19 protein-coding genes, 1 tRNA gene and 1 other RNA gene are annotated in these 20,171 nt (G+C 72.0%); 8 read left to right on the top strand and 13 right to left on the bottom strand.

Annotated features, from left to right (window positions below; genetic code table 11):
• Positions 1-8 precede the first annotated feature (8 nt).
• From ACIQH8_RS10775 to ACIQH8_RS10790, 4 genes are all read right to left on the bottom strand, one after another.
• On the bottom strand, positions 9-1,265 hold the full coding sequence (locus ACIQH8_RS10775) for a Fic family protein (RefSeq protein ID WP_400998306.1): 1,257 nt from the start codon (positions 1,263-1,265) through the stop codon (positions 9-11).
• A gap of 168 nt (positions 1,266-1,433) precedes the next feature.
• Positions 1,434-2,894 carry a flotillin family protein gene (locus ACIQH8_RS10780; RefSeq protein ID WP_400998308.1) on the bottom strand — a complete coding sequence of 487 codons (1,461 nt, stop codon included), beginning with the start codon at positions 2,892-2,894 and terminating at the stop codon, positions 1,434-1,436.
• 88 nt (positions 2,895-2,982) lie between these two features.
• Positions 2,983-3,459, bottom strand: a complete 477-nt coding sequence (locus ACIQH8_RS10785; protein WP_400998311.1) for a hypothetical protein — start codon at positions 3,457-3,459, stop codon at positions 2,983-2,985.
• 88 nt (positions 3,460-3,547) lie between these two features.
• Complete coding sequence (locus ACIQH8_RS10790) at positions 3,548-4,300, bottom strand: hypothetical protein (protein WP_400998313.1); 753 nt, start codon at positions 4,298-4,300, stop codon at positions 3,548-3,550.
• 95 nt (positions 4,301-4,395) lie between these two features.
• Here ACIQH8_RS10790 and ACIQH8_RS10795 point away from each other — a divergent pair, with 95 nt between their 5' ends.
• The gene (locus ACIQH8_RS10795) at positions 4,396-6,135 is read left to right on the top strand and encodes a bifunctional 3'-5' exonuclease/DNA polymerase (protein ID WP_400998315.1); all 1,740 of its coding nucleotides are present in this window, start codon (positions 4,396-4,398) and stop codon (positions 6,133-6,135) included.
• Here ACIQH8_RS10795 and ACIQH8_RS10800 read toward each other — a convergent pair.
• Entirely contained in the window at positions 6,114-6,701 is a 588-nt protein-coding gene (locus ACIQH8_RS10800; RefSeq protein WP_400998317.1) for a PadR family transcriptional regulator, read from the bottom strand. The genes ACIQH8_RS10795 and ACIQH8_RS10800 overlap by 22 nt on opposite strands.
• 222 nt (positions 6,702-6,923) lie before the next feature.
• Here ACIQH8_RS10800 and ACIQH8_RS10805 point away from each other — a divergent pair, with 222 nt between their 5' ends.
• Positions 6,924-7,445 carry a DUF3145 domain-containing protein gene (locus ACIQH8_RS10805; RefSeq protein WP_400998319.1) on the top strand — a complete coding sequence of 174 codons (522 nt, stop codon included), beginning with the start codon at positions 6,924-6,926 and terminating at the stop codon, positions 7,443-7,445.
• Positions 7,446-7,599: 154 nt separating this feature from the next.
• Here the strand turns inward: ACIQH8_RS10805 and ACIQH8_RS10810 are convergent, their stop codons facing one another.
• From ACIQH8_RS10810 to aceE, 6 genes are all read right to left on the bottom strand, one after another.
• Positions 7,600-8,847 (bottom strand): beta-ketoacyl-[acyl-carrier-protein] synthase family protein, encoded by a 1,248-nt coding sequence (locus ACIQH8_RS10810; protein WP_400998322.1) that lies wholly within the window; start codon positions 8,845-8,847, stop codon positions 7,600-7,602.
• Between the two features lie 85 nt (positions 8,848-8,932).
• Positions 8,933-9,181 (bottom strand): acyl carrier protein, encoded by a 249-nt coding sequence (locus ACIQH8_RS10815; RefSeq protein ID WP_129234072.1) that lies wholly within the window; start codon positions 9,179-9,181, stop codon positions 8,933-8,935.
• A gap of 68 nt (positions 9,182-9,249) precedes the next feature.
• Positions 9,250-10,254, bottom strand: coding sequence for a beta-ketoacyl-ACP synthase III (locus ACIQH8_RS10820; RefSeq protein WP_400998325.1), 1,005 nt, complete (start codon positions 10,252-10,254; stop codon positions 9,250-9,252).
• Between the two features lie 27 nt (positions 10,255-10,281).
• Positions 10,282-11,205, bottom strand: a complete 924-nt coding sequence (locus ACIQH8_RS10825; RefSeq protein WP_400998328.1) for an ACP S-malonyltransferase — start codon at positions 11,203-11,205, stop codon at positions 10,282-10,284.
• Between the two features lie 89 nt (positions 11,206-11,294).
• Entirely contained in the window at positions 11,295-12,509 is a 1,215-nt protein-coding gene (locus tag ACIQH8_RS10830; protein WP_400998332.1) for a PucR family transcriptional regulator, read from the bottom strand.
• Positions 12,510-12,523: 14 nt separating this feature from the next.
• Positions 12,524-15,250: a pyruvate dehydrogenase (acetyl-transferring), homodimeric type gene (gene aceE, locus ACIQH8_RS10835; protein ID WP_400998335.1), complete on the bottom strand. Its 2,727-nt coding sequence runs from the start codon at positions 15,248-15,250 to the stop codon at positions 12,524-12,526.
• Between the two features lie 160 nt (positions 15,251-15,410).
• Between aceE and ACIQH8_RS10840 the strand changes: the two genes are divergently transcribed.
• From ACIQH8_RS10840 to rnpB, 5 genes are all read left to right on the top strand, one after another.
• Entirely contained in the window at positions 15,411-15,872 is a 462-nt protein-coding gene (locus ACIQH8_RS10840; protein ID WP_400998338.1) for a peroxiredoxin, read from the top strand.
• 64 nt (positions 15,873-15,936) lie between these two features.
• Positions 15,937-16,009: transfer RNA gene (locus ACIQH8_RS10845), tRNA-Val, on the top strand.
• 186 nt (positions 16,010-16,195) lie between these two features.
• On the top strand, positions 16,196-17,017 hold the full coding sequence (locus ACIQH8_RS10850) for a Nif3-like dinuclear metal center hexameric protein (RefSeq protein WP_400998341.1): 822 nt from the start codon (positions 16,196-16,198) through the stop codon (positions 17,015-17,017).
• A gap of 64 nt (positions 17,018-17,081) precedes the next feature.
• A complete protein-coding gene (locus tag ACIQH8_RS10855; RefSeq protein WP_400998343.1) occupies positions 17,082-17,819 on the top strand; it encodes a zinc ribbon domain-containing protein in 738 nt (245 codons plus the stop codon).
• Positions 17,820-17,862: 43 nt separating this feature from the next.
• Positions 17,863-18,238: RNase P RNA component class A (gene rnpB, locus ACIQH8_RS10860), an RNA gene on the top strand.
• Positions 18,239-18,294: 56 nt separating this feature from the next.
• Here rnpB and ppgK read toward each other — a convergent pair.
• Both ppgK and map read right to left on the bottom strand, forming a co-directional pair.
• The gene (gene ppgK, locus ACIQH8_RS10865) at positions 18,295-19,050 is read right to left on the bottom strand and encodes a polyphosphate--glucose phosphotransferase (RefSeq protein ID WP_400998346.1); all 756 of its coding nucleotides are present in this window, start codon (positions 19,048-19,050) and stop codon (positions 18,295-18,297) included.
• Positions 19,051-19,086: 36 nt separating this feature from the next.
• Positions 19,087-19,950 carry a type I methionyl aminopeptidase gene (gene map / locus ACIQH8_RS10870; protein ID WP_400998348.1) on the bottom strand — a complete coding sequence of 288 codons (864 nt, stop codon included), beginning with the start codon at positions 19,948-19,950 and terminating at the stop codon, positions 19,087-19,089.
• An 11-nt stretch (positions 19,951-19,961) separates the two neighbouring features.
• On the opposite strand from map, the gene ACIQH8_RS10875 reads away from it, so the two are divergent.
• Entirely contained in the window at positions 19,962-20,147 is a 186-nt protein-coding gene (locus ACIQH8_RS10875; RefSeq protein ID WP_344368829.1) for an SPOR domain-containing protein, read from the top strand.
• Positions 20,148-20,171 lie beyond the last annotated feature (24 nt).

Here is a 20,171-nt window from a genome sequence, read left to right on the forward strand (position 1 = left end):
ATTCCCGGTCAGCGATGCCGAGTGGATCGCCGGATCTCCGCGGCGTAGTCGTCGAGTGCGTCGAGAATCCCGCTGTGCTGCCAGATCCGATTGCGCGCCCGTCCGGAACGTTCGACGAGGATGCCGCGTTCGACGAGCGTCTCGATCGTGCGCTTGGCGGTGACGTCGTTGAAGCCGAGCTCACGGGTGAGGTACCGGGTGTTGACGATCGGCTGCGCGATCAGGCGGGGGAGGAGCGCCCAGGCCTTCGAGACCGACCTGACGCCGGCGAGCTTCTGGCGGGAGGCCTCCAGTTGGTCGGCGAGGGCGTCGACCAGTCCGCGACCGGAGCTCGCGGCGTAGCGGGATGCGTCGGCGAAGCTGTGCGCGATGGGCCCGGCGTCGCCGTCGCGGTAGGCGCGCAGCGCCTCGAAGTAGCGGCGCACGTCGACGAGGAGGCCCGCCGAGAGCGGCACGGTGGTGTGGGTGGCGAGCCCCTTGTTGCGCAGCATCGCCTGCGCGAGTGCGCGGCCGGTGCGGCCGTTGCCGTCGACGAACGGGTGGATGGATTCGAACTGGGCGTGGGCGACGGCGATCTGGAGGAGCGCGGGCAGGTCGACGCGGCCGGCGAAGGCCACGAGGTCGGCGATCGCGGCCGGGATCCGTTCCGGTTGCGGGGCGATGTAGTCGGCACCGAGTGGACCGGCGTTGTCGCGTCCTCCGATCCAGACGAGTTCGGTCCGGAACGTGCCCGCCTGCTCTTCGAACCCGACCTGACGGCGGAGGAGCTCCCGGTGCATCGCCAGGATGCTCTCGGCGTCGAGCTGCTCGGACAGGGCGATCGCCGCCTCCATCGCGCGAACGTTGCCGACGACGGTGGCGGCGTTCGCGCGGTCGCCCTCCTCGATCTCGGCGAGGGCGAGCTGGCGTGCCGAAGCGGTGAGCTGCTCGATCTGGCTGCTCGACGCGCTCTCGGTGCGCAGCAGGATCGCCGACATCGGTCCGAGTGCGGGGTGCTCCGCTCCGAGCCGCATGAGTGCGTACCGGTCGAAGTCGGCCAGGGCCAGCGCGGCTTCCTCGACGTCGGCGGTTTCGGCGCCCGACAGGCGGGGCGACCACTCGGCGATGCTCGCCGTCCTCGCGGAGACGTACGAACCCGTCTGTCGGCGGACCTCGGCGTTGGAGAAGCCCGCCGGGTGACGCGGTCGCCACTCGCGCGGCTCAGCGGCGATCGCGGGGATCGCGATCGGGGTGCTCGTGGCACCGAGCGGCTCATCTGAAACCATGAACGAAGCTTACCTACACATAACCTCTTATGTGTAAGTAATCGGTCGAATCGCCTGCACCGTCTCGAGCCGGATCGAACGTGGCGAGTCGCTCCGGGGCGCCGGCGCGCGGGACGGGGGAGTGGGACCTGCGTCCCACTCCGGTGCGCCGCGCGCGCCGGGCCCGGCTCAGTTCGCGTTCTGCTTGGCTGCGTCCTGGCCGGCCACGATCGATCCGCCTGCGAGGCCGGCGAGGATCGATCCGACATCGAGACCCGTCAACGATTTGACGACCTCGGTGCCCTCGCCGAGCACCTGCCCCACGGTCTTCGTCATCGCGCTCGCACCGTCGGTCGAGACGACCGTGAGCGTGTCGATGTTGGCGATCGGCTCGGCCGCGGCACGGACGATCTCGGGCAGGCGGGAGATGATCTCCTGCGCGAGCGCGGCCTCGCCGTACTTCTTCAGCGCCTCGGCCTTGGCATCGGTGGCCGCCGCCTCGGCGACGCCCTCGGCCTGGATGGCGTCGGCGCGCGCCTCGCCCTCGGCGCGGATACCGGCCGCGAGCGCCACCTGGCGGTCGCGTTCGGCCTCTCCGGCGAATCGGACGGCGGTGGCGGCCGCCTCGGCGTCCTGGACGGCGGCGACCTTGTTCGCCTCGGCGATCTTCGTGCGCTTGAACGCCTCCGCCTCGGTGCTCGCATTCGCGGCATCGCGCTTCGCGGTCGCGCGCTGCACCTCGGCGTACGCCTCGGCCTCCGCGGGCTTGCGGATCTCGATGTCGAGCCGCTCCTGCGTGACGAGTGCCTGCTCGGAGAGCGCGTCGCGCTCCTCGACGGCCACGAGCTTGTCCTGTTCGGCCTTGGCGAGCTGGCCGGCCGCTTCGGCCTCGGCGTTCGCGCGGTCCGTCTCGGCCTTGATCGTGGCCTGCTTCAGGCTCAGGGCCTTCTGCCGCTCCGCGATCTGCTCGGCGGCCTCGATGCGCGCGAACTCGCTCGCACGCGCGGCCTCCGCCTCGCTGACCTCGGCGACCTGGCGTGCGCGAGCCGCCTCGGCGCGGCCGAGGTTCGCGAGGTAGTCGCTGCCCGGCGTGGAGATGTCGCTGATGTTCAGCAGGTCGACCTGCAGGCCCTGCTCCGCGAGGTCGGCCTTCGTCTCGGCGACGACGCGGTCGGAGAGCGACTTGCGGTCGGAGATGATCTGCTCGATCGTCATGTCGCCGACGATCGACCGGAGCGAGCCCTCGAGCGACTCCGAGATGATCTCGGTCAGCAGGTCCTGCTGCGACAGGAAGCGCTGCGCCGCGCGACGCACGCCCTCCTCGGTGCCGCTGACCTTGAAATTGATCGACGCCTTGATCGCGATCTTGATGCGGTTGCGGTCGACGCCCTCGACCGTGATGCCGATCTGCCGCTGCTCGAGCGAGATCGGGAAGCCCTGCTGCAGGATCGGCCACACGAACGTGCGTCCGCCGATCACCACGCGCTGGCCGGCGGACTCCGCCGAGGCGCGCCCGCCGGCGCGTCCGACGATGACGAGCGCCTCGTTCGGCGGCACGCGGCGGATGCGCCCGGCGATGAAGCCGAGCAGGCCGAGGAATGCGACGACGATGGCGAGGATCGCGCCGACCTGGATGATCTCAGGGGTCATGGTTCTTCCGATTCGGGTCGATGGTGCGGGGTGATGTGCAGGGTGGTGGTGCAGGGGGTGACGGATGTCGCGTCGCGACGGCCGAGGGTCAGGACCGGTCGGCCACGACCTTGACGCGGCTGCCGGCGTGGGCGATCACGCGGATCCGCGCGCCCTCATCGATCGGCGCATCGGCGTAGGCCAGGCGCCGTTCGATCTCGCCGGGGCCGTCGAGGCTGACCTCGCCGCCTGCGGGCGAGATCGACGCCGTGGCGACGCCCGTGAGGCCCACCGCGGAAGCGGGCACGCCGTCCGAGCTCCGCGCGAGCGAACGTACGGTGAGCACCGCGACGACGTAGGCGGCGATCGCGAGCGCCCCGGCGACGACGTACGCCCAGACCAGGTCGAGCCCGCTGCTCGCCGTCAGCGCGCCTGCGGCGCCGAACACGGTCATGCCGATGGCGAGTGCCGTGCCCGAGATCGCGCCGTCGCCGATCTCGAAGTGGTCGAGCACGTCGCCGATGACGAGCGAGATCAGCAGCAGGGCGAGGCCGAGGCCTCCGACGATGAGGAAGGGGAGCAGCACGGGGGGCCTCTCTGCACGACGACGTCTCCGCCCGGGTCAAACGGAGACGGACCTCACCCTATCGACGCGGCGACGCGACGCGCCAGACTCAGGACGCGGTCGCGGAGCGCACGAGCAGCGCGTCGACTGCGGCGTCGCCTCGGATGACGCGAAGCAGGCGCACCACCTCGTCGGCGACCGCAGGGGTGACGCCGCGACACGGGATGCTGTACGGGCCGAGCGGCGCAAGCCCGCCGCCGCGGATGCGGATGACCTCCCAGCCGACCTCCCGGAGCGCCTCGTCCTTCTCGACGTCGGACCCCTCCTTCAGTCCGCGGTGCGCGCGACCCGAGCGACCGGGGTCGTCGTACTCGATCGCCACGCGCAGTTCGGCGACGAGGATGTCGGGCCAGACCTCCTGCCGACCGTGGAACATGCGCGCAGTGCGCACCGCGTTCGCCCGGTGGTGGAGCCTGATCCGCTCGCCGAGCAGGATGCGGAGCCGCTGCTCGGTCATCGACGTGCCGACCCGGAGTCCGTGCTTCATGAACGGCATTCCCGCCTCGCGCGCGGCGCCCGGTGAGGACGCGTTCGCGCGGCACTTCGCGCAGCCGGTGCCGGTCAACACCTCCATCACGCTCGCGCGATAGCGGTCGTGGCCGCGTACGCAGTTCCAGTCGTACTCGGCGCCGATGCGCGTCTCGCCGGCGAGCCGCCGACGCTGGGCGGGCGCCACGCGACCGAGCAGCTCACCCCGGCTCCGCTGCGTCTCGTGCACGAGCATGCAGACGGGGCACGTGCGGCGCAGCGAGACTGCACCGGGGTCGTCGGCGTCAGCGCCGTGCCCGCACTCGAACCTCACGGCGACCATTCGACCCTCGCTCCTCGCATGGGCCCATCGTCGCGGATGCCACCGACACGGATCGCGCTGTCGGCGGTCCGCGGCAGAATCGAGGCGTGCGGATCGCGATCGCGACGACGAGCGCGGGGCGCGTGGAGTTGCTCGACCCCGATGGCGGGTTCCACCTCGACTGCGACCCCGCCGACGCGCCGACGGAGGTCGCCCGGCTCGAGGCCGAGGTGGCGCCCCGATGGGTCTGGCGCGACACGCGCGAGTGGGCGCCCGGGCTCCTCGGCGCCGGCGTACGCGTGGCCAGGTGCCACGACCTGCGGCTGTGCGGGGCGATCCTCGCCTCGTCGACCGCGGTGATCCCGGCCGGTTCGATCGTGCGCGAGCGGCCGGAGTGGCTGCCCGCCGGCCCCGCGGAGGGCGGGCTCGACCCGGCGGCCGCGACCGCGCCGTCCGTCGACCGTGGCCCCGCGCTGTTCGACTTCGAATCGCCCTCCGACGGCGATCGGCGCGCGTCCCCATCCGCGGCCGAACTCGCGCAGGAGCATGATCGGCAGGTCGCCCTCGCCGCGGCATCGGATCGCCCGTCCTCGATGCGACTGCTGCTCGCCGCCGAATCCGCGGGCGCGCTCATCGCCGCCGAGCTCCACGCCGCGGGTCTGCCGTGGCGGCGGGCGGTGCACGAGCGAGTGCTCGAGGAATCGCTCGGCCCGCGTCCCCCGGTCGGCGTCAAGCCCGTGCGGATGGACGAACTCGCCGTCGCCGTCCGCCGCGAGCTGGAGGCGCCGACGCTGCGCCTCGACTCGCAGGTCGAGCTGCTCCGCGCACTCCGCGCGGCCGGTATCGGCGTCGACTCGACCGCGAAATGGGAACTGCGCGAGCACCCGCATCCCGCCGTCCCGCCGCTCCTGGCGTACAAGCGGCTCGCGCGGCTCCTGTCGGCGAACGGCTGGGCATGGCTCGACGAATGGGTGGTCGACGAGCGGTTCCGTGCCGACTACGTCGCGGGTGGCACGGCGACGGGGCGCTGGGCGACCTCCGGCGGCGGCGCGCTGCAGCTGCCGAAGGGCATCCGGGCCGCGGTGATCGCCGACCCCGGATGGACCCTGGTCGTCGCGGACGCCTCGCAACTCGAGCCGCGCGTCCTCGCGGCGCTCGCGCGCGACCCCGCGATGGCCGCGGCCGGGCGCGGACGCGACATGTACCGCGCGATCGTCGACGCGGGAGTGGTCGCGACGCGCGACGAGGCGAAGGTCGCGCTCCTCGGCGCGATGTACGGGGCGACCACCGGCGACAGCGGCCGACTCGTACCGCAGCTCGCGCGCGCGTATCCGCGAGCGATGGCGCTCGTCGATCGCGCCGCCCGCGACGGCGAGGCGGGCCGGCAGGTGACGACGCTCCTCGGCCGTTCGTCGCCGCTGCCGCCGCCGACGTGGCATGCGGCGCAGGCGGCGGCATCCCAGCCCGATGCGACGGCCGTCGAGGAGCGCCGGGCGCGCTCCTCCGCGCGTGACTGGGGCCGCTTCACGCGCAACTTCGTGGTGCAGGGCACCGCGGCCGAATGGGCGCTCTGCTGGCTCGCGGGCGTGCGCGCCCGGCTCGCCGAGATGGACTCGGCGACGACGCCGGCGGCGGCCTCCGGTCCGGTGTTCGAGCGTGCACCCCACCTCGTCTACTTCCTGCACGACGAGCTCATCGTGCACGCTCCCGCCGAACAGGCCGATTCCGTCGCCGAGGCCGTCCGCGCGGCCGCAGCGGAGGCCGGGAGGCTGCTGTTCGGCGAGGCGCCCGTCGAGTTCCCGCTCGACCTGGCCGTGACCGAGAGCTACGCCTCGGCCGGCGCCTGAGCCGACCTCGACGGCCGTCGGCCGCGCTTCGGGCGCTCGATGCTCGGTGCGAACGCCGCAGCGGCGAGGTCGGATGCCGCGAGCTCCTCGAGCCAGGCCAGCATCGCGTCCGCGCGGGCGCGCTCAGCCGCGGCGGCGATGCCGGCGAGTCGAGCGCGAGCATCCGCCTCGTCCGCCCGGGTATCCGCCGCGCCCCGCCGTTGCCGCCATCGTTCCCGCTCGGCCTCGAGCACCGGGCCGGCCTCGACCGAGGGCATCGACACCGAGATGAGCACCCGGTCGATGCTCTCGTGCCAGGCGTCGGTGCCGGCTCCGTCCTCGCCGCCCAGCCAGGCGTCTGCGGCGGCGAGCCCGGCACGCGTGAGCCGATGCAGCGGAAGGCCGTCGTCGGTGGTGCCCGCGGGCTCGACGAGACCCTGGCCGGTGAGCCGCTCGAGCGTCGAGTACGTCTGCCCGACGTTCACCTCGCGGCGCCCGCCGGTCCGCGCCGCGAGGTCCCCGTGCAACTGGAAGCCGTACGCGGGGCCGTTCTTGAGCAGCACGAGCAGCGCATCGCGGACGGCCACGTCGCCTCCTCAGGTTCGGGCGGAATCACTCACCGAGTAGAGAGTTTAGCGGCCCAGGCCGCCGGTCCGCGGCGGATCGCCGCGGAATTCCCTTGTCAGGGCGCGGGAACCGGGGCATACTCGACCTGACGACTCGGTCGTCACAACCGAACACGCCGGCACCGTCAGGCTCGTTCCAGAGGTCGTAGGGGAAGACGCACCTCACGAGGAACGGAGCAGGAGATGGCGGAACAGTTCACGCGGGCCCAGCGCGCCGCGCGAGGCGTGCTGTTCGTGCACTCGTCCCCGCGGGCCGTCGGCCCGCACGTCGAGTGGGCGGTCGGTCGCGCGCTCGGCACTCCGGTGAACTTCGAGTGGACCGAGCAGCCCGTGCTCCCTGGAACGCTCCGGACCGAATTCGCGTGGACGGGTGAGCCCGGAGCGGGTGCGCGCATCGCCTCCGCACTGCGCGGCTGGGAGCAGCTCCGCTTCGAGGTGAGCGAGGATCCCGGTGCCGAGTCCGACGGCGCCCGGTGGATGCACACGCCAGACCTCGGTGTCTACTACGCGCAGACCGACACGGCGGGCAACGTCGTGATCCCCGAGGACCGCATCCGCTACGCGATGGAGGTCGCCGCGTTCGACGCCGGCGAGCTGCACCGCGAGCTGAGGCTCGCGCTCGGCCAGGCGTGGGACGACGAGCTCGAGCCGTTCCGCCACGCGAGCGACTTCGCCCCCGTCATCTGGCTGCATCGCGTGGGCTGACGCGCACCGCGCGGTGGCGTGACGCGTCGACCGGTCGACCGAGGTCCCGGAGGCGTACGAGCGAAACCGCAGACGGTGGACTGCATCGGGCCCCGACGCCGTGAGGCGATCGGGGCCCGATGCATGCGACGGATGCTGCGGCATCCGCTCGTCGTCAGCCGGAACGTCTGACGGCGCGGAACGCGGCGACCGCGTTGTGTCCGCCGAAGCCGAACGAGTTGCTGATCGCGATGAGGTCGCCCTCGCCGAGGTCGCGCGGCGAGGTCACCACGTCGAGCGGGATCTCCGGGTCCTGCTCGTCGAGGTTGATCGTCGGGGGAGCTGTGCGCTCGTGGAGCGCCAGCACCGTGAAGATCGACTCGATCGCGCCCGCGCCGCCGAGGAGGTGCCCGGTAGAGGCCTTCGTCGCGGTCACGGCGATGCCGTCGAGCGCGTCGCCGAACACGCGGCGGAGCGCGTTGTACTCGGCCACATCGCCGACGGGCGTGCTCGTCGCATGCGCGTTCACGTGGCGCACGTCGCCGAGGCTCGCCCCCGCACCTTCGATCGCGGCCTTCATCGCGCGCGCGGCCGCCGAGCCCTCGGGGTCGGGCGCCGTGATGTGGTACGCGTCGCTCGTGATGGCACCGCCGAGCAGTTCGGCGTAGATGCGCGCGCCGCGCGCCTTCGCGTGCTCCTCGGTCTCGAGCACGAGCGCGGCCGCGCCCTCGCCCATGACGAAGCCGTCGCGGCCCACGTCGTACGGGCGGGAGGCGATCGCCGGGTCGTCGTTCCGGCGCGAGAGCGCCTGCATCGACGAGAACGACGCGATGGTGACGGGGTGGATCGCCGCCTCGGAGCCGCCGGCGATGACGACGTCGGCGACGCCGTCCTGCAGGTGCTCCCACGCATTGACGAGGGACTCGGTGCTCGACGCGCAGGCCGATACCACCGTGCGGATGCCCGCACGCGCGTGCAGGTCCATGCCGACCGCGGCGCCGGGGCCGTTCGGCATGAGCATGGGCACAGTCATCGGCAGCACGCGGCGCGGGCCGCGCTCGCGCAGCGTGTCCCACGCGTCGAGCAGGGTCCAGACGCCGCCGATGCCGGTCGCCCAGTCGATGGCGAGCCGTTCGGGAGCGACCTCGGGCGCACCGGCATCCGCCCACGCCTCGCGGCCGGCGATGAGGGCGAACTGGCTCGACGGGTCGAGCCGCTTGAGCTCGTGCCGCTCGAGCACGTCGGCGGGCGCGACCTTCGCCGACGCGGCGAAGGTCACGGGCAGGTCGTACTTGCCGACCCACTCCTGCTCGATGGTGCGCGCGCCGGACTCGCCGGCGAGCAGGGCCTTCCAACTGTCACGGGCGGTGCCGCCGATCGGCGTGGTCGCACCGATGCCCGTGATCACGATCTTCTTGGTCATACGAAGTCACTCCGATTGGGGCGATGGGAACGCCAGGCTGGAACGGAACGGACGGGCCGGCGGACGCCGGCCCGTCCGCACGTCACTAGGCCTGCGCGTTGACGATGAAGTCGACGGCGTCACCGACGGTCTTGAGGTTCTTGACCTCTTCGTCGGGGATCTTGACGTCGAACTTCTCCTCGGCGTTGACGACGATCGTCATCATCGAGATGGAGTCGATGTCGAGGTCGTCGGTGAACGACTTGTCCGCCTCGACCGTGTCGGTCGCGATGCCGGTCTCGTCGTTGATGAGCTCGGCCAGGCCGGCAAGCACTTCTTCGCGGGTCGATGCCATGGTTCTTCTCCTTGCAGGGGGTGTCTCGTATGACCGAGACACAGTCTAGATGGACGGGGGTCGGCGGCTCAGGGCAGAACCACCACTTGGGCGCCGAACACGAGTCCGGCGCCGAAGCCGATCTGGAGGGCGAGGCCCCCCGAGAGCTCGGGGTGCTCCTCGAGCAGGCGGTGCATCGCGAGCGGGATGGACGCCGCCGAGGTGTTGCCGGTCGTCGCGATGTCGCGACCGATGACGACCGACTCGGGGAGCTTCAGCTGCTTGGCGAACTCGTCGATGATGCGCATGTTCGCCTGGTGGGGGATGAACGCGGCGAGGTCGTCGGCGGTGATGCCTGCGGCATCCAGCGCCTGCTTGGCGACCTTCGCCATGTCCCATACGGCCCAGCGGAACACCGTCTGGCCCTCCTGGCGGAGCGTCGGCCACTCGGCGGCACCGTCGCGGAACTCCACGAGCGTGTGGTTCATGCCGACGGCGCCGGCCTTCGATCCGTCCGAGCCCCACACCGTGGGCGCGATCGACGGCTCGTCGCTCGGCCCGACGACGACCGCGCCGGCGCCGTCGCCGAGGAGGAAGGAGATCGTCCGGTCGGTCGGGTCGACGACGTCGGAGAGCTTCTCCGCGCCGATGACGAGCGCGTGGTGGGCGGCGCCCGCGCGGATCAGCGCGTCGGCCTGGGCGACGGCGTACGCGTAGCCCGCGCATGCCGCGTTCATGTCGTACGCGGCAGCCGGGTTCGCCCCCACGCGGTCGGCGACGACCGCCGCGATCGACGGTGTCTGCTGCACGTTCGAGATCGTCGCCACGATGACGAGGTCGATCTCGTTCGCGGGGACGCCCGAGCGCTCGATCGCCTCGCGCGCGGCATCCGTCGCCAGGTCGACCGCGAGCACGTCGGCACCGGCGCGGGCGCGCGTGATGATGCCCGTGCGCTGCTGGATCCACTCGTCGGAGGAGTCGATCGGTCCGACGAGGTCGTCGTTGGGGACCGCGTTCTCACCGCGCGCGGCGCCCACCGAGTACAGGCGGGTGTAGGTGGGACCGGTCGACTGGCTGAGCGTGGGGTGCGTCATGCTTCTCTCGTGTCGTGGGTGCGGGGTTCAGGCGGCCTGCTGCTCGATGAGCTCGATCGCAGCGGGGAGGTCGTCGGGGGTCTTGACGGCGACGGTCGGCACGCCCTTCAGCGCGCGCTTGGCGAGGCCAACGAGCGCTCCGGCGGGGGCGAGCTCGACGATCCCCGTGACGCCGGCGTCGGCGAACGAGGCCATGCAGCGGTCCCAGCGGACGGGCGAGGCGACCTGGCCGACCAGCAGGTCGACGAAGGCGGCGCCGGATGCCACGGTCGAACCGTCGCGGTTCGTCCACAGCGTGAGCGCGGGGTCGGCGGGCGAGAACGCTGAGGCGACGGCGGCGAGGCGGTCTCGGGCCGGCTGCATGTAGCGGGTGTGGAAGGCGCCGGCGACCTGCAGGGGGATGACGCGGGCGCCGGCGGGCGGCTCGGCCTTCAGCTGCTCGAGCGCATCGAGCGCGCCCGCGACGACGATCTGGCCGCCGCCGTTGTAGTTGGCGGGCTCCAGCCCGAGTGCGTCGAGGCGTGCGAGCAGCTCGGCCTCGTCGGCGCCGATGACCGCGCTCATGCCGGTCGCGACCTGCGCCGCGGCATCCGCCATCGCCCGACCGCGCTCGGCGACGAATCGCATGGCGTCGGCGTCGGCGAGCACGCCGGCGGCGGCGGCCGCGGTGATCTCGCCGACGGAATGTCCCGCGACGCCGCCGAGGCGCGCGTGGCGGCCGTCGGCCGCGAGCGCGTCGAAGGCGAGGATGCCGGCCGCCACGATGAGCGGCTGGGCGATCGCGGTGTCGCGGATCGTGTCGGCGTCGCTCTCGGTGCCGTGCAGCGCGAGGTCGACGCCGGCGGCCTCGGAGAGACCGGCCAGACGCTCGGCGAATGCGGGCTCGGCGAGCCAGGGAGCGAGGAAACCGGGGGTCTGGGAGCCCTGACCAGGGCAGACGACGACGATCACCGTCTCAGTCTGCCAATCCCACGCAGGCGATGGGTGTGCACTCGCCACAAGGTATTCGTCGGACCCTTGTCCTGCCCGCACATACGCGATCAGTTCGAGGGGCGGCGGCGCGGCGTCGACTCGTGGTCGCTCATCGACCCGATGATGAGCGCCGACTGGAGGATCAGTGCCTCGCGCGCGCCCGTGGCATCCCACCCGATCACGTCGGAGACGCGCTTCAGGCGGTACCGTACCGTGTTCGGGTGGACGAACAGCTCGCGCGCGGTCGCCTCGAGCGACCGGCCGTTGTCGAGGTAGCTCCAGAGCGTCGTGAGGAGCTCGGTCGAGTGGGCCTGGAGCGGCCGATAGATGCGGTGCACGAGCGTCGCCCGCGCGAGCGGGTCGCCCGCGAGCGCGCGCTCGGGCAGCAGGTCGTCGGCGTGCACCGGCCGCGGAGCGTGACGCCACGACCGTGCCACGGCGAAGCCGGCCAACGCCGCCTTCGCGCTCTTGGACGCGTCGACGAGGTTCGGCACCTCGTGGCCGAGCACGAGGTGACCGGGGCCGAAGTTCGACTCGAGCTGGGTCGCGATCTCCATGAATGAGAGCGCGGGCGCGGTGCCCACCGACTCCTCGGACTCGCCGCCCCGCGGTTCGGCACGGCCGATGACGACGACGAGTCGGTTGCCCTGCACGCCGATGAGGACGTCGGCGTGCATGTGCCGCGCAGCCCGCCGCACCTGGTCGACGTCGAACAGCTTCGGGGCGGTGCCGACGAGCACCGCGACCTCGCCGTGGCCGTGCCAGCCGAGCGCCGCGATCCGACTCGGCAGCTCGTCGTCGTACTCGCCCGAGAGGATCGAGTCGACGACGAGGGCTTCGAGGCGCGCGTCCCAGAGGCCGCGCGCCTCGGCGGCGCGTGCGTAGACGTCGGCGGCGGCGAACGCGATCTCGCGCGAGTAGAGCAGGATCGCCTCCCGCAGGGGCTCGCCGCCGTCCTTCACGCGCTCCTCGACGACCTCGACCGTGACGCGGATGAGCTGGAGGGTCTGCTGCAGGCTCACCGAACGGAGGAGCTCGCGCGGTGCCGCACCGAACACGTCGGCCGCGATCCACGGCGTCGACCGCGGATCGTCGAACCAGGCGATGAACGACGAGATGCCCGCCTGTGCGACGAGGCCCACCGCCGAGCGGCGGCTCGGCGGCATCTCCCCGTACCAGGGCAGCGTGTCCTCCAGGCGCTTCAGCGTCTGCGTCGAGAGCTCACCCGAGATGGTGCGCAACCATGCGAGGGTCTCCGCCTTGGTCCTGGGCTTCGTCGCCACCGTCTGAACGCCTGCTAGCTCTCGCCGCCGGCGTTGCCGGTCGTGCCCGCGTTCACGTCGTGGAGCCGATAGCGCTCGATCGCCTGCGCCGGGAGCGAGCGATCGACCTCGCCGCGTTCGGCGAGCAGTTGCAGCGTCCGGACCACGACCGACGGACCGTCGATCTTGAAGAAGCGACGGGCGGCGGGGCGCGTGTCCGAGAAGCCGAAGCCGTCGGCGCCGAGGGTCGCGTACTGACCCGGAACGTACGGCCGGATCTGCTCCTGCACCGCGTGCATGAAGTCGGACACGGCGACGAACGGGCCGCGGGCGCCCGCGAGCTTCTGCGTGAGGTACGGCACGTGGCGCTCGGCCTCCGGGTGGAGGAAGTTGTGCTCGTCGGCACGCAGGCCGTCGCGCGCGAGCTCCGACCAGCTGGTCACCGACCAGACGTCGGCCGAGATGCCCCAGTCCTGGGCGAGCAGGTGCTGCGCCTCGATGATCCACGGCACCGCGACGCCCGAGGCGAGCAGCTGGGCCTTCGGCCCGTCGCCCGAGCCCTCCGAGATGCGATGGATGCCGCGGACGATGCCGTCCACGTCGACCGACTCGGGCTCGGCGGGCTGCACGAGCGGCTCGTTGTAGACCGTCAGGTAGTACATGACGTTCGGGTCGGCGTGGGTGCCGCCGTACATGCGATCCAGGCCCGAGCGCATGATGTGCCCGATCTCGTAGCCGTAGGCCGGGTCGTACGAGACGACCGCCGGGTTCGTCGCCGCGAGGAGCGGCGAGTGCCCGTCGGCGTGCTGCAGGCCCTCGCCCGTGAGCGTGGTCCGGCCGGCCGTCGCCCCGATGATGAAGCCGCGCGCCATCTGGTCGCCGGCCGCCCACATCGCGTCGCCGGTGCGCTGGAACCCGAACATCGAGTAGAAGACGTAGATCGGGATGAGCGGCTCGCCCTGCGTCGAGTACGACGTGCCGACGGCGGTGAACGCGGCGAGCGCGCCCGCCTCGTTGATGCCGACGTGGACGATCTGGCCCTGCGGGCTCTCCTTGTAGGCCAGGAGCAGTTCGCGGTCGACCGACGTGTAGTGCTGGCCCATCGGGTTGTAGATCTTCGCGTTCGGGAAGAACGCGTCCATGCCGAATGTGCGGGCCTCGTCGGGGATGATCGGGACGATGCGGTTGCCGAAGTCCTTCGACCGCATGAGGTCCTTCAGGAGCCGGACGAACGCCATCGTCGTGGCGACCTCCTGCGTGCCCGAGCCCTTCTTCGCGATCGCGTAGGCCGAGTCGTCGGGCAGCGAGATCGCGGTGTGGTTCGTCCGGCGCTCCGGCAGGTAGCCGCCGAGCTCGCGGCGACGCTCGTGGAGGTACTGGATCGCCTCGTCGTTCTCGCCGGGGTGGTAGTAGGGCGGGAGGTAGGGGTTCTCCTCCAGCTGCGCGTCGGAGATCGGGATGCGCATGGTGTCGCGGAACGTCTTGAGGTTGTCCAGCGTCATCTTCTTCATCTGGTGCGTCGCGTTGCGCCCCTCGAAGGCCGGACCGAGGCCGTAGCCCTTGATGGTCTTGGCGAGGATGACGGTGGGCTGGCCCGTGTGCTCGGTCGCGGCCTTGAACGCGGCGTAGACCTTGCGGTAGTCGTGGCCGCCGCGCTTGAGGTTCCAGATCTGCTCGTCGGAGAGGTCCTTGACGAGTTCGAGCGCGCGCGGGTCGCGGCCGAAGAAGTTCTCGCGGACGTACGCGCCGGACTCGGCCTTGTAGGTCTGGTAGTCGCCGTCGGGCGTCACGTTCATCAGGTTGCGGAGCGCGCCGTCCTGGTCGCGCGCGAGCAGGTCGTCCCACTCGCGGCCCCAGACGACCTTGATGACGTTCCAGCCGGCACCGCGGAAGAAGCTCTCGAGCTCCTGGATGATCTTGCCGTTGCCGCGCACCGGGCCGTCGAGTCGCTGCAGGTTGCAGTTGATGACGAAGGTGAGGTTGTCGAGGCCCTCGTTCGCGGCGACCTGGAGCTGGCCGCGGCTCTCGACCTCGTCCATCTCGCCGTCGCCGAGGAAGGCCCAGACGTGCTGGTCGGAGGCGTCCTTGATGCCGCGGTTGGTGAGGTACTTGTTGGCCTGCGCCTGGTAGATCGCGTTGATCGGGCCGAGGCCCATCGACACCGTCGGGAACTGCCAGAACTCCGGCATGAGGCGCGGGTGCGGGTACGACGAGAGGCCCGCCGGGGCGTGCGACTTCTCCTGGCGGAAGCCGTCGAGCTGGTCGGTCGAGAGTCGCCCCTCGAGGAACGCGCGCGCGTAGGTGCCGGGGGAGGCGTGACCCTGGATGAAGATCTGGTCGCCGCCGCCGGGGTGGTCCTGGCCGCGGAAGAAGTGGTTGAAGCCGACCTCGTAGAGCGCGGCCGACGACGCGTACGTCGAGATGTGGCCGCCGACGGCGATGCCGGGGCGCTGGGCGCGGTGAACGAGCATCGCGGCGTTCCAGCGGATCCACGCGCGGTAGCGGCGCTCGAGCTCCTCGTCGCCCGGGAAGGCGGGCTCGTTCTCAGGCGCGATCGTGTTCAGGTAGTCCGTGGTCGGCACCATCGGGACGCCGAGGTGGAGCTCCTTGGAGCGCTTGAGCAGGCTGAGCATGATCTCGCGCCCGCGCTGGTGGCCCTTCTCGGCGACGAGGGCGTCGAGGGACTCCGCCCACTCGTTGGTCTCCTCCGGATCGGAGTCCATCGCCTCGACCGAGTACGGGTCCTGGTCGTTGACAGTCACACTCGACCTCTCTCTTCAGCAGATCGTGCCTCGTGACGTGCATCGCGCACGACGAAGACCGGGTCACGGTCCGGGGGCACCACGCCATCCTAGTGAGTCTACGGGGACGCATGGCGGGCTAGGCTGGCCCGCGTCCGGCCGGAACCCGAGGGAGGCGCCCGTGATCCTCCGTCCCGGGGCGCTCGCCCCCGAGTTCGCACTGCCCGATCAGCATGGCGCGCCCCGGCGCCTCGCCGATCGACGCGGAGTCCGACCCGTCGTCCTGGCCTTCGTGCCGTTCGCGTTCTCGCGCACCTGCACTCGCGAGCTGGGCGAGCTGGATGCCGCTCGGCCGATGTTCGATGCCGCCGGCGCCGAACTGCTCGTCGCCTCGGTCGACTCGAAGCACGCGCTGCGAGCCTGGGCCGACGAGCTGGGCGTCGGCCTCTCCCTGCTGTCCGACTTCTGGCCGCACGGCGCCGTCGCGAGCGCGTACGGCGCGTTCGACGAGCTCGCCGGATTCGCGCGGCGCGCATCGTTCGCGATCGGCGCCGACGGCGTCATCCGCTCGTCGTTCGAGGCGCCGCCCGGCGAGGCGCGCCCGCTGGCCGCGTACCGCGGGGCGCTCGCGTCTCTCGGGTGAGTCGCGGGCGGGCGGATGCCGCCGGCTCGCGACGCTACGATCGAAGTGCCGCAGCGCGCGGCGAGGGCCTTTAGCTCAGTTGGTAGAGCGCCACGCTTACACCGTGGATGTCGTCGGTTCGAGCCCGGCAGGGCCCACCTCATTCGGACACGACCGCACGCCCATCCAGCATCCGGCGCGGCCACGATGCACCACTGCAGCCCGCCCGCCATGAGGGCGGCCCGCTCGCGCCCGGCGATCTCCACGGGATGGGCCGCGACCACCGCGGCGGCGCGGCAACCGCGGTCCGGGCCGGTGCGCCGGTTCGGCGTAGGCTTGGGCGCGTGCCAGCCAGCCTCGCCGACGTCCTCTCGACCGTGGAGCGCCTGTGGCCCGCCTCCGGCGCGGAACCGTGGGATGCGCCGGGCCTGGTGACCGGCGATCCGTCGCGCGAGGTGTCGCGCGTGCTGCTCGCCGTCGATGCGGTCTCGGCGACGGTCGACGAGGCCGTGGCATCCGGTTCCGACCTGATGATCGCGCATCACCCGCTGCTGCTCCGCGGCGTCACCTCCATCGCCGAGGACCGCTACAAGGGCGCCCTGCTCGCTCGGCTCATCCGCGCCGACTGCGCCCTGGTCGGCGCGCACACGAACGCCGACGTCGTCGAGACCGGCACGTCCGCGGTCCTCGCCGAACGGCTCGGCCTGGTCGACGCCGTGCCGATCATGCCGAGTGCGACGGATGCCGCGCGCGGCCTCGGGCGTGTGGGGCGCCTCGCCGAACCGACCACGCTGGGCCGGCTCGCCCGCCGGCTCGCCGAGATCCTGCCGCCGACGGCGACCGGAGTCCGCGCTGCGGGCGGATTCGACGATCCGGTCGAGACCGTCGCCGTCTGCGGCGGCGCAGGCGACTCCCTGCTCGCGCACCCGGCCGTCCGCGCGTCGGACGCGTTCGTCACCGCCGACCTCCGGCATCACCCGGCGTCCGAGGCGCGCGAGCAGGCGATGCTCGGCGGCGGTCCGGCACTGCTCGACGTGTCGCACTGGGCGAGCGAATGGCTGTGGCTGGATGCCGCGGCTCGCGAGCTGCGCGACGCGCACCCCGACCTCGAGGTCGTCGTCAGCGAGCTCCGTACCGATCCGTGGGACTTCCAGGTCGTCCAGTGACCCGTCCCGAGACGATCCTCCCGACCTCCCGCACCACCGACCAGACCCCGACGAGGAGCACCACGTGAAGGCCAGCCCCGCCGACCAGGAGCAGCTGCTCCGCCTCCAGGCCATCGACACCAGGCTGCAGCAGCTCGCGCACCGGCTGCGCTCGCTGCCGCAGACCGCCGAGCTCGCCGCCCTCGGCGAGCGCGACACCGCCGTCCGCGGCCGACGTGCCGAGGCCATCGGTGCGCTCGAGGACGCGCGCACCGAGCTCGGGCGCATCGAGTCCGACGTCGAGGTCGTCGAGAAGCGCATCGCGCGCGACGGCGACCGGCTGACGCACACCTCGTCGATGAAGGACGTGCAGGCGCTCGAGGCCGAGCTCGTATCGCTCCGCAAGCGCCTCAGCGACCTCGAGGACGCCGAGCTCATCGTGATGGAGAAGGTGGAGGCCGCCGAGGCGCACGTCGCCGGGATCGATCGCGAGCGCGCGGAGCTCGCGGAGTCGACCGCTGCGGTCGAGGCGGCGCGCGATGAGGCCGCCGGCGGGCTCGGGACCGAGCGCGAGCAGGCCGAGCGCGACCGGACGACCATCGCCGGCACGGTGCCCGAGGACCTCCTGCGGTTCTACGAGGACCGGCGGGTCCGCGGTGGCGGCATCGGCGCGGCGCTGCTGCGCCAGCGCACGTGCGGCGGCTGCACGATCACGCTCACGGGGTCCGACCTCGAGGCCGTGCGCCGCGCAGCGGACGACGAGGTCGTGCAGTGCCCCGAGTGCGACCGGATCCTCGTGCGCACCGCCGAATCGGGTCTCTGACGACCCACGAGCTCGTGTCGGCGCGGTAGCCTTGACGGGCGAGCGGGTCGGCAAGACGGCCGCGTCGCCCGAGTGATCGGGTGCCGAGGAACGTCCGGGCTCCGCAGGGCAGGACGGTGGGTAACGCCCACCCGGGGTGACCCGCGAGACAGTGCCACAGAAAGCAGACCGCCACGGGCCTCGGCCCGGGGTAAGGGTGAAACGGTGGGGTAAGAGCCCACCAGCGGCCGCGGTGACGCGGTCGGCTCGGTAAACCTCGTCCGGAGCAAGGCCAGACAGAACACCATGGGGCTGCCCGTCCCGTGTTCGGGTAGGCCGCTGGAGGGGCACGGCAACGTGTCTCCGAGAGAGATGGTCGTCCAGCCGGTGTCGCGCAAGCGCCCGGTGAACAGAACCCGGCGTATCAGCCGGCCCGCTCGCCCCCCGCCCGGCCGCGCTCCGCGGCGTGCAGCGGAACGCCCGCGGCGGCGGCCGGTCAGAACTTCGCGGCGAGGGCCGCAGCGCCGAGGATGCCCGCGTTGTTGCGGTGCACGGCGGGCACGATGGGGGTCTTCAGGTCGAGCAGCGGCAGGAACTGCTCGTGATGCTTCGACACACCGCCGCCGACGACGAACAGGTCGGGGGAGAAGAGGAACTCGACGTGCGCGTAGTAGCGCTGGAGGCGCTCCGCCCACGCATCCCACGACAGGGCATCGCGCTCCATCGCCGAGTAGGCGGCGCGCGACTCGGCGTCGTGCCCGTCGAGCTCGAGGTGCCCGAGCTCGGTGTTCGGCACGACCACGCCGTCGAAGATGAGCGCCGAGCCGATGCCGGTGCCGAGCGTCGTGAGGATCACGAGGCCGTCCTCGTCCTTCGCCGCGCCGAAGCGCGCCTCGGCGTAGCCGGCGGCATCCGCGTCGTTGATGAAGTGGATGTCGCTCCGCAGTTCCTTCTCGAACAGTCGCTCCGCCTCCAGGCCGATCCACTCGTCCGAGACGTTCGCCGCCGACAGCGTGCGGCCGTGCTTGACGATGGCGGGGAAGCAGACGCCGAGCGGCAGGCCGGTGTGGCCCCGGTCTGCGACCTCGGCGAGCAGCTCGGCGGTCGCCTCCAGGATGTCGGCCGGTCGACCACCGGGGGGCGTCTTCACCTTGATCCGCTCGGTGACGAGCTCGCCGCTACCGAGATCGACCACCGCGCCCTTGATGCCCGTGCCGCCGATGTCGATGCCGATCGCCCGTTCAGTCGCCATGGCGCCACGATACCGCGCGACCGGAGGCCGACGCGGTCACGGCAGCGTGAGGATCTCCGCACCCCGCTCGGTCACGACGAGGGTGTGCTCGAACTGCGCCGTCAGCGACCGATCGCGGGTGACGACCGTCCAATCGTCGCCCCAGAGGTCCCAGTCGGTCGTGCCGAGCGTGAGCATCGGCTCGATCGTGAACACCATGCCGGTCTCGATCACCGTCGTCGCGTTCGGGTCGTCGAAGTGGGGGATCACGAGCCCCGTGTGGAACGCGCGCCCGACGCCGTGTCCGGTGTAGTCGCGTACGACGCCGTAGCCGAACCGCTTCGCGTACGACTCGATCGCGCGCCCGATGACGTTCACCTGCCGGCCCGGGGCGACCGCGCGGATGCCGCGGGCCAGTGCCTCGCGCGTGCGCTCGACGAGCAGCCGGGCCTCCTCGTCGGCCTCGCCGACGAGGAGGGTCGCGTTGAGGTCGCCGTGCATGCCGTCGAGGTACGCGGTGACGTCGAGGTTCACGAGGTCGCCGTCGGCGAGCACGGTGTCGTCGGGGATGCCGTGGCAGATCACCTCGTTGACCGACGTGCACGACGACTTCGGGTAGCCGCGGTAGCCGAGCGTCGAGGGGTACGCGCCGTGCGCGACGACGTACTCGTGCGCGATGCGGTCGAGCTCGTCGGTCGTCACGCCGGGCCGGATGGCGGCGGCGGCGGCCTCGATGGCGCCCGCAGCGACCCGCCCGGCGGCGCGGATCCGCTCGACCTCGTCGGGCGAGTAGCGGTCGCCGCCCGTGTTCGGGGAGGGTGCCGGGCGCCCGACGTACTCGGGTCGTGCGATCGAGGACGGCACGGCGCGCGTCGGCGACAGTCGGCCGGGGATCAGGTGGCCGGCGGGGTCCTTGGGCATAGGATCAGCCTATGTCGAGGGACGTCGAGCATCAGTTCTGGTACAACCTCAACACCGGTGAGGTCGAGGAGGGGTTGGTCTCCCCGGCGGTCGAGCGGGTCGGTCCGTTCGAGACGCGCGCCGAGGCCGAGCAGGCGCTCGAGATCCTGCGTGCGAACAGCGCGAAGTGGGCCGAGGAGGACGCCGCCGAGGAGTGAGCCCCACCGGGCGGCCGGCCGCCG

The organism is Agromyces sp. GXQ0307, assembly GCF_044769845.1.
Classification (GTDB): Bacteria; Actinomycetota; Actinomycetes; order Actinomycetales; family Microbacteriaceae; genus Agromyces.

Bases quoted from the DNA above. Each gene is read 5' to 3' on its own strand.
- ACIQH8_RS10775 (WP_400998306.1), bottom strand. From the start codon at position 1,265: ATGGTTTCAGATGAGCCGCTCGGTGCCACGAGCACCCCGATCGCGATC.
- ACIQH8_RS10875 (WP_344368829.1), top strand. From the start codon at position 19,962: ATGTCGAGGGACGTCGAGCATCAGTTCTGGTACAACCTCAACACCGGT.
- ACIQH8_RS10805 (WP_400998319.1), top strand. From the start codon at position 6,924: ATGGCGGAACAGTTCACGCGGGCCCAGCGCGCCGCGCGAGGCGTGCTG.
- map (WP_400998348.1), bottom strand. From the start codon at position 19,950: ATGCCCAAGGACCCCGCCGGCCACCTGATCCCCGGCCGACTGTCGCCG.
- ppgK (WP_400998346.1), bottom strand. From the start codon at position 19,050: ATGGCGACTGAACGGGCGATCGGCATCGACATCGGCGGCACGGGCATC.
- ACIQH8_RS10810 (WP_400998322.1), bottom strand. From the start codon at position 8,847: ATGACCAAGAAGATCGTGATCACGGGCATCGGTGCGACCACGCCGATC.
- ACIQH8_RS10815 (WP_129234072.1), bottom strand. From the start codon at position 9,181: ATGGCATCGACCCGCGAAGAAGTGCTTGCCGGCCTGGCCGAGCTCATC.
- ACIQH8_RS10780 (WP_400998308.1), bottom strand. From the start codon at position 2,894: ATGACCCCTGAGATCATCCAGGTCGGCGCGATCCTCGCCATCGTCGTC.
- ACIQH8_RS10820 (WP_400998325.1), bottom strand. From the start codon at position 10,254: ATGACGCACCCCACGCTCAGCCAGTCGACCGGTCCCACCTACACCCGC.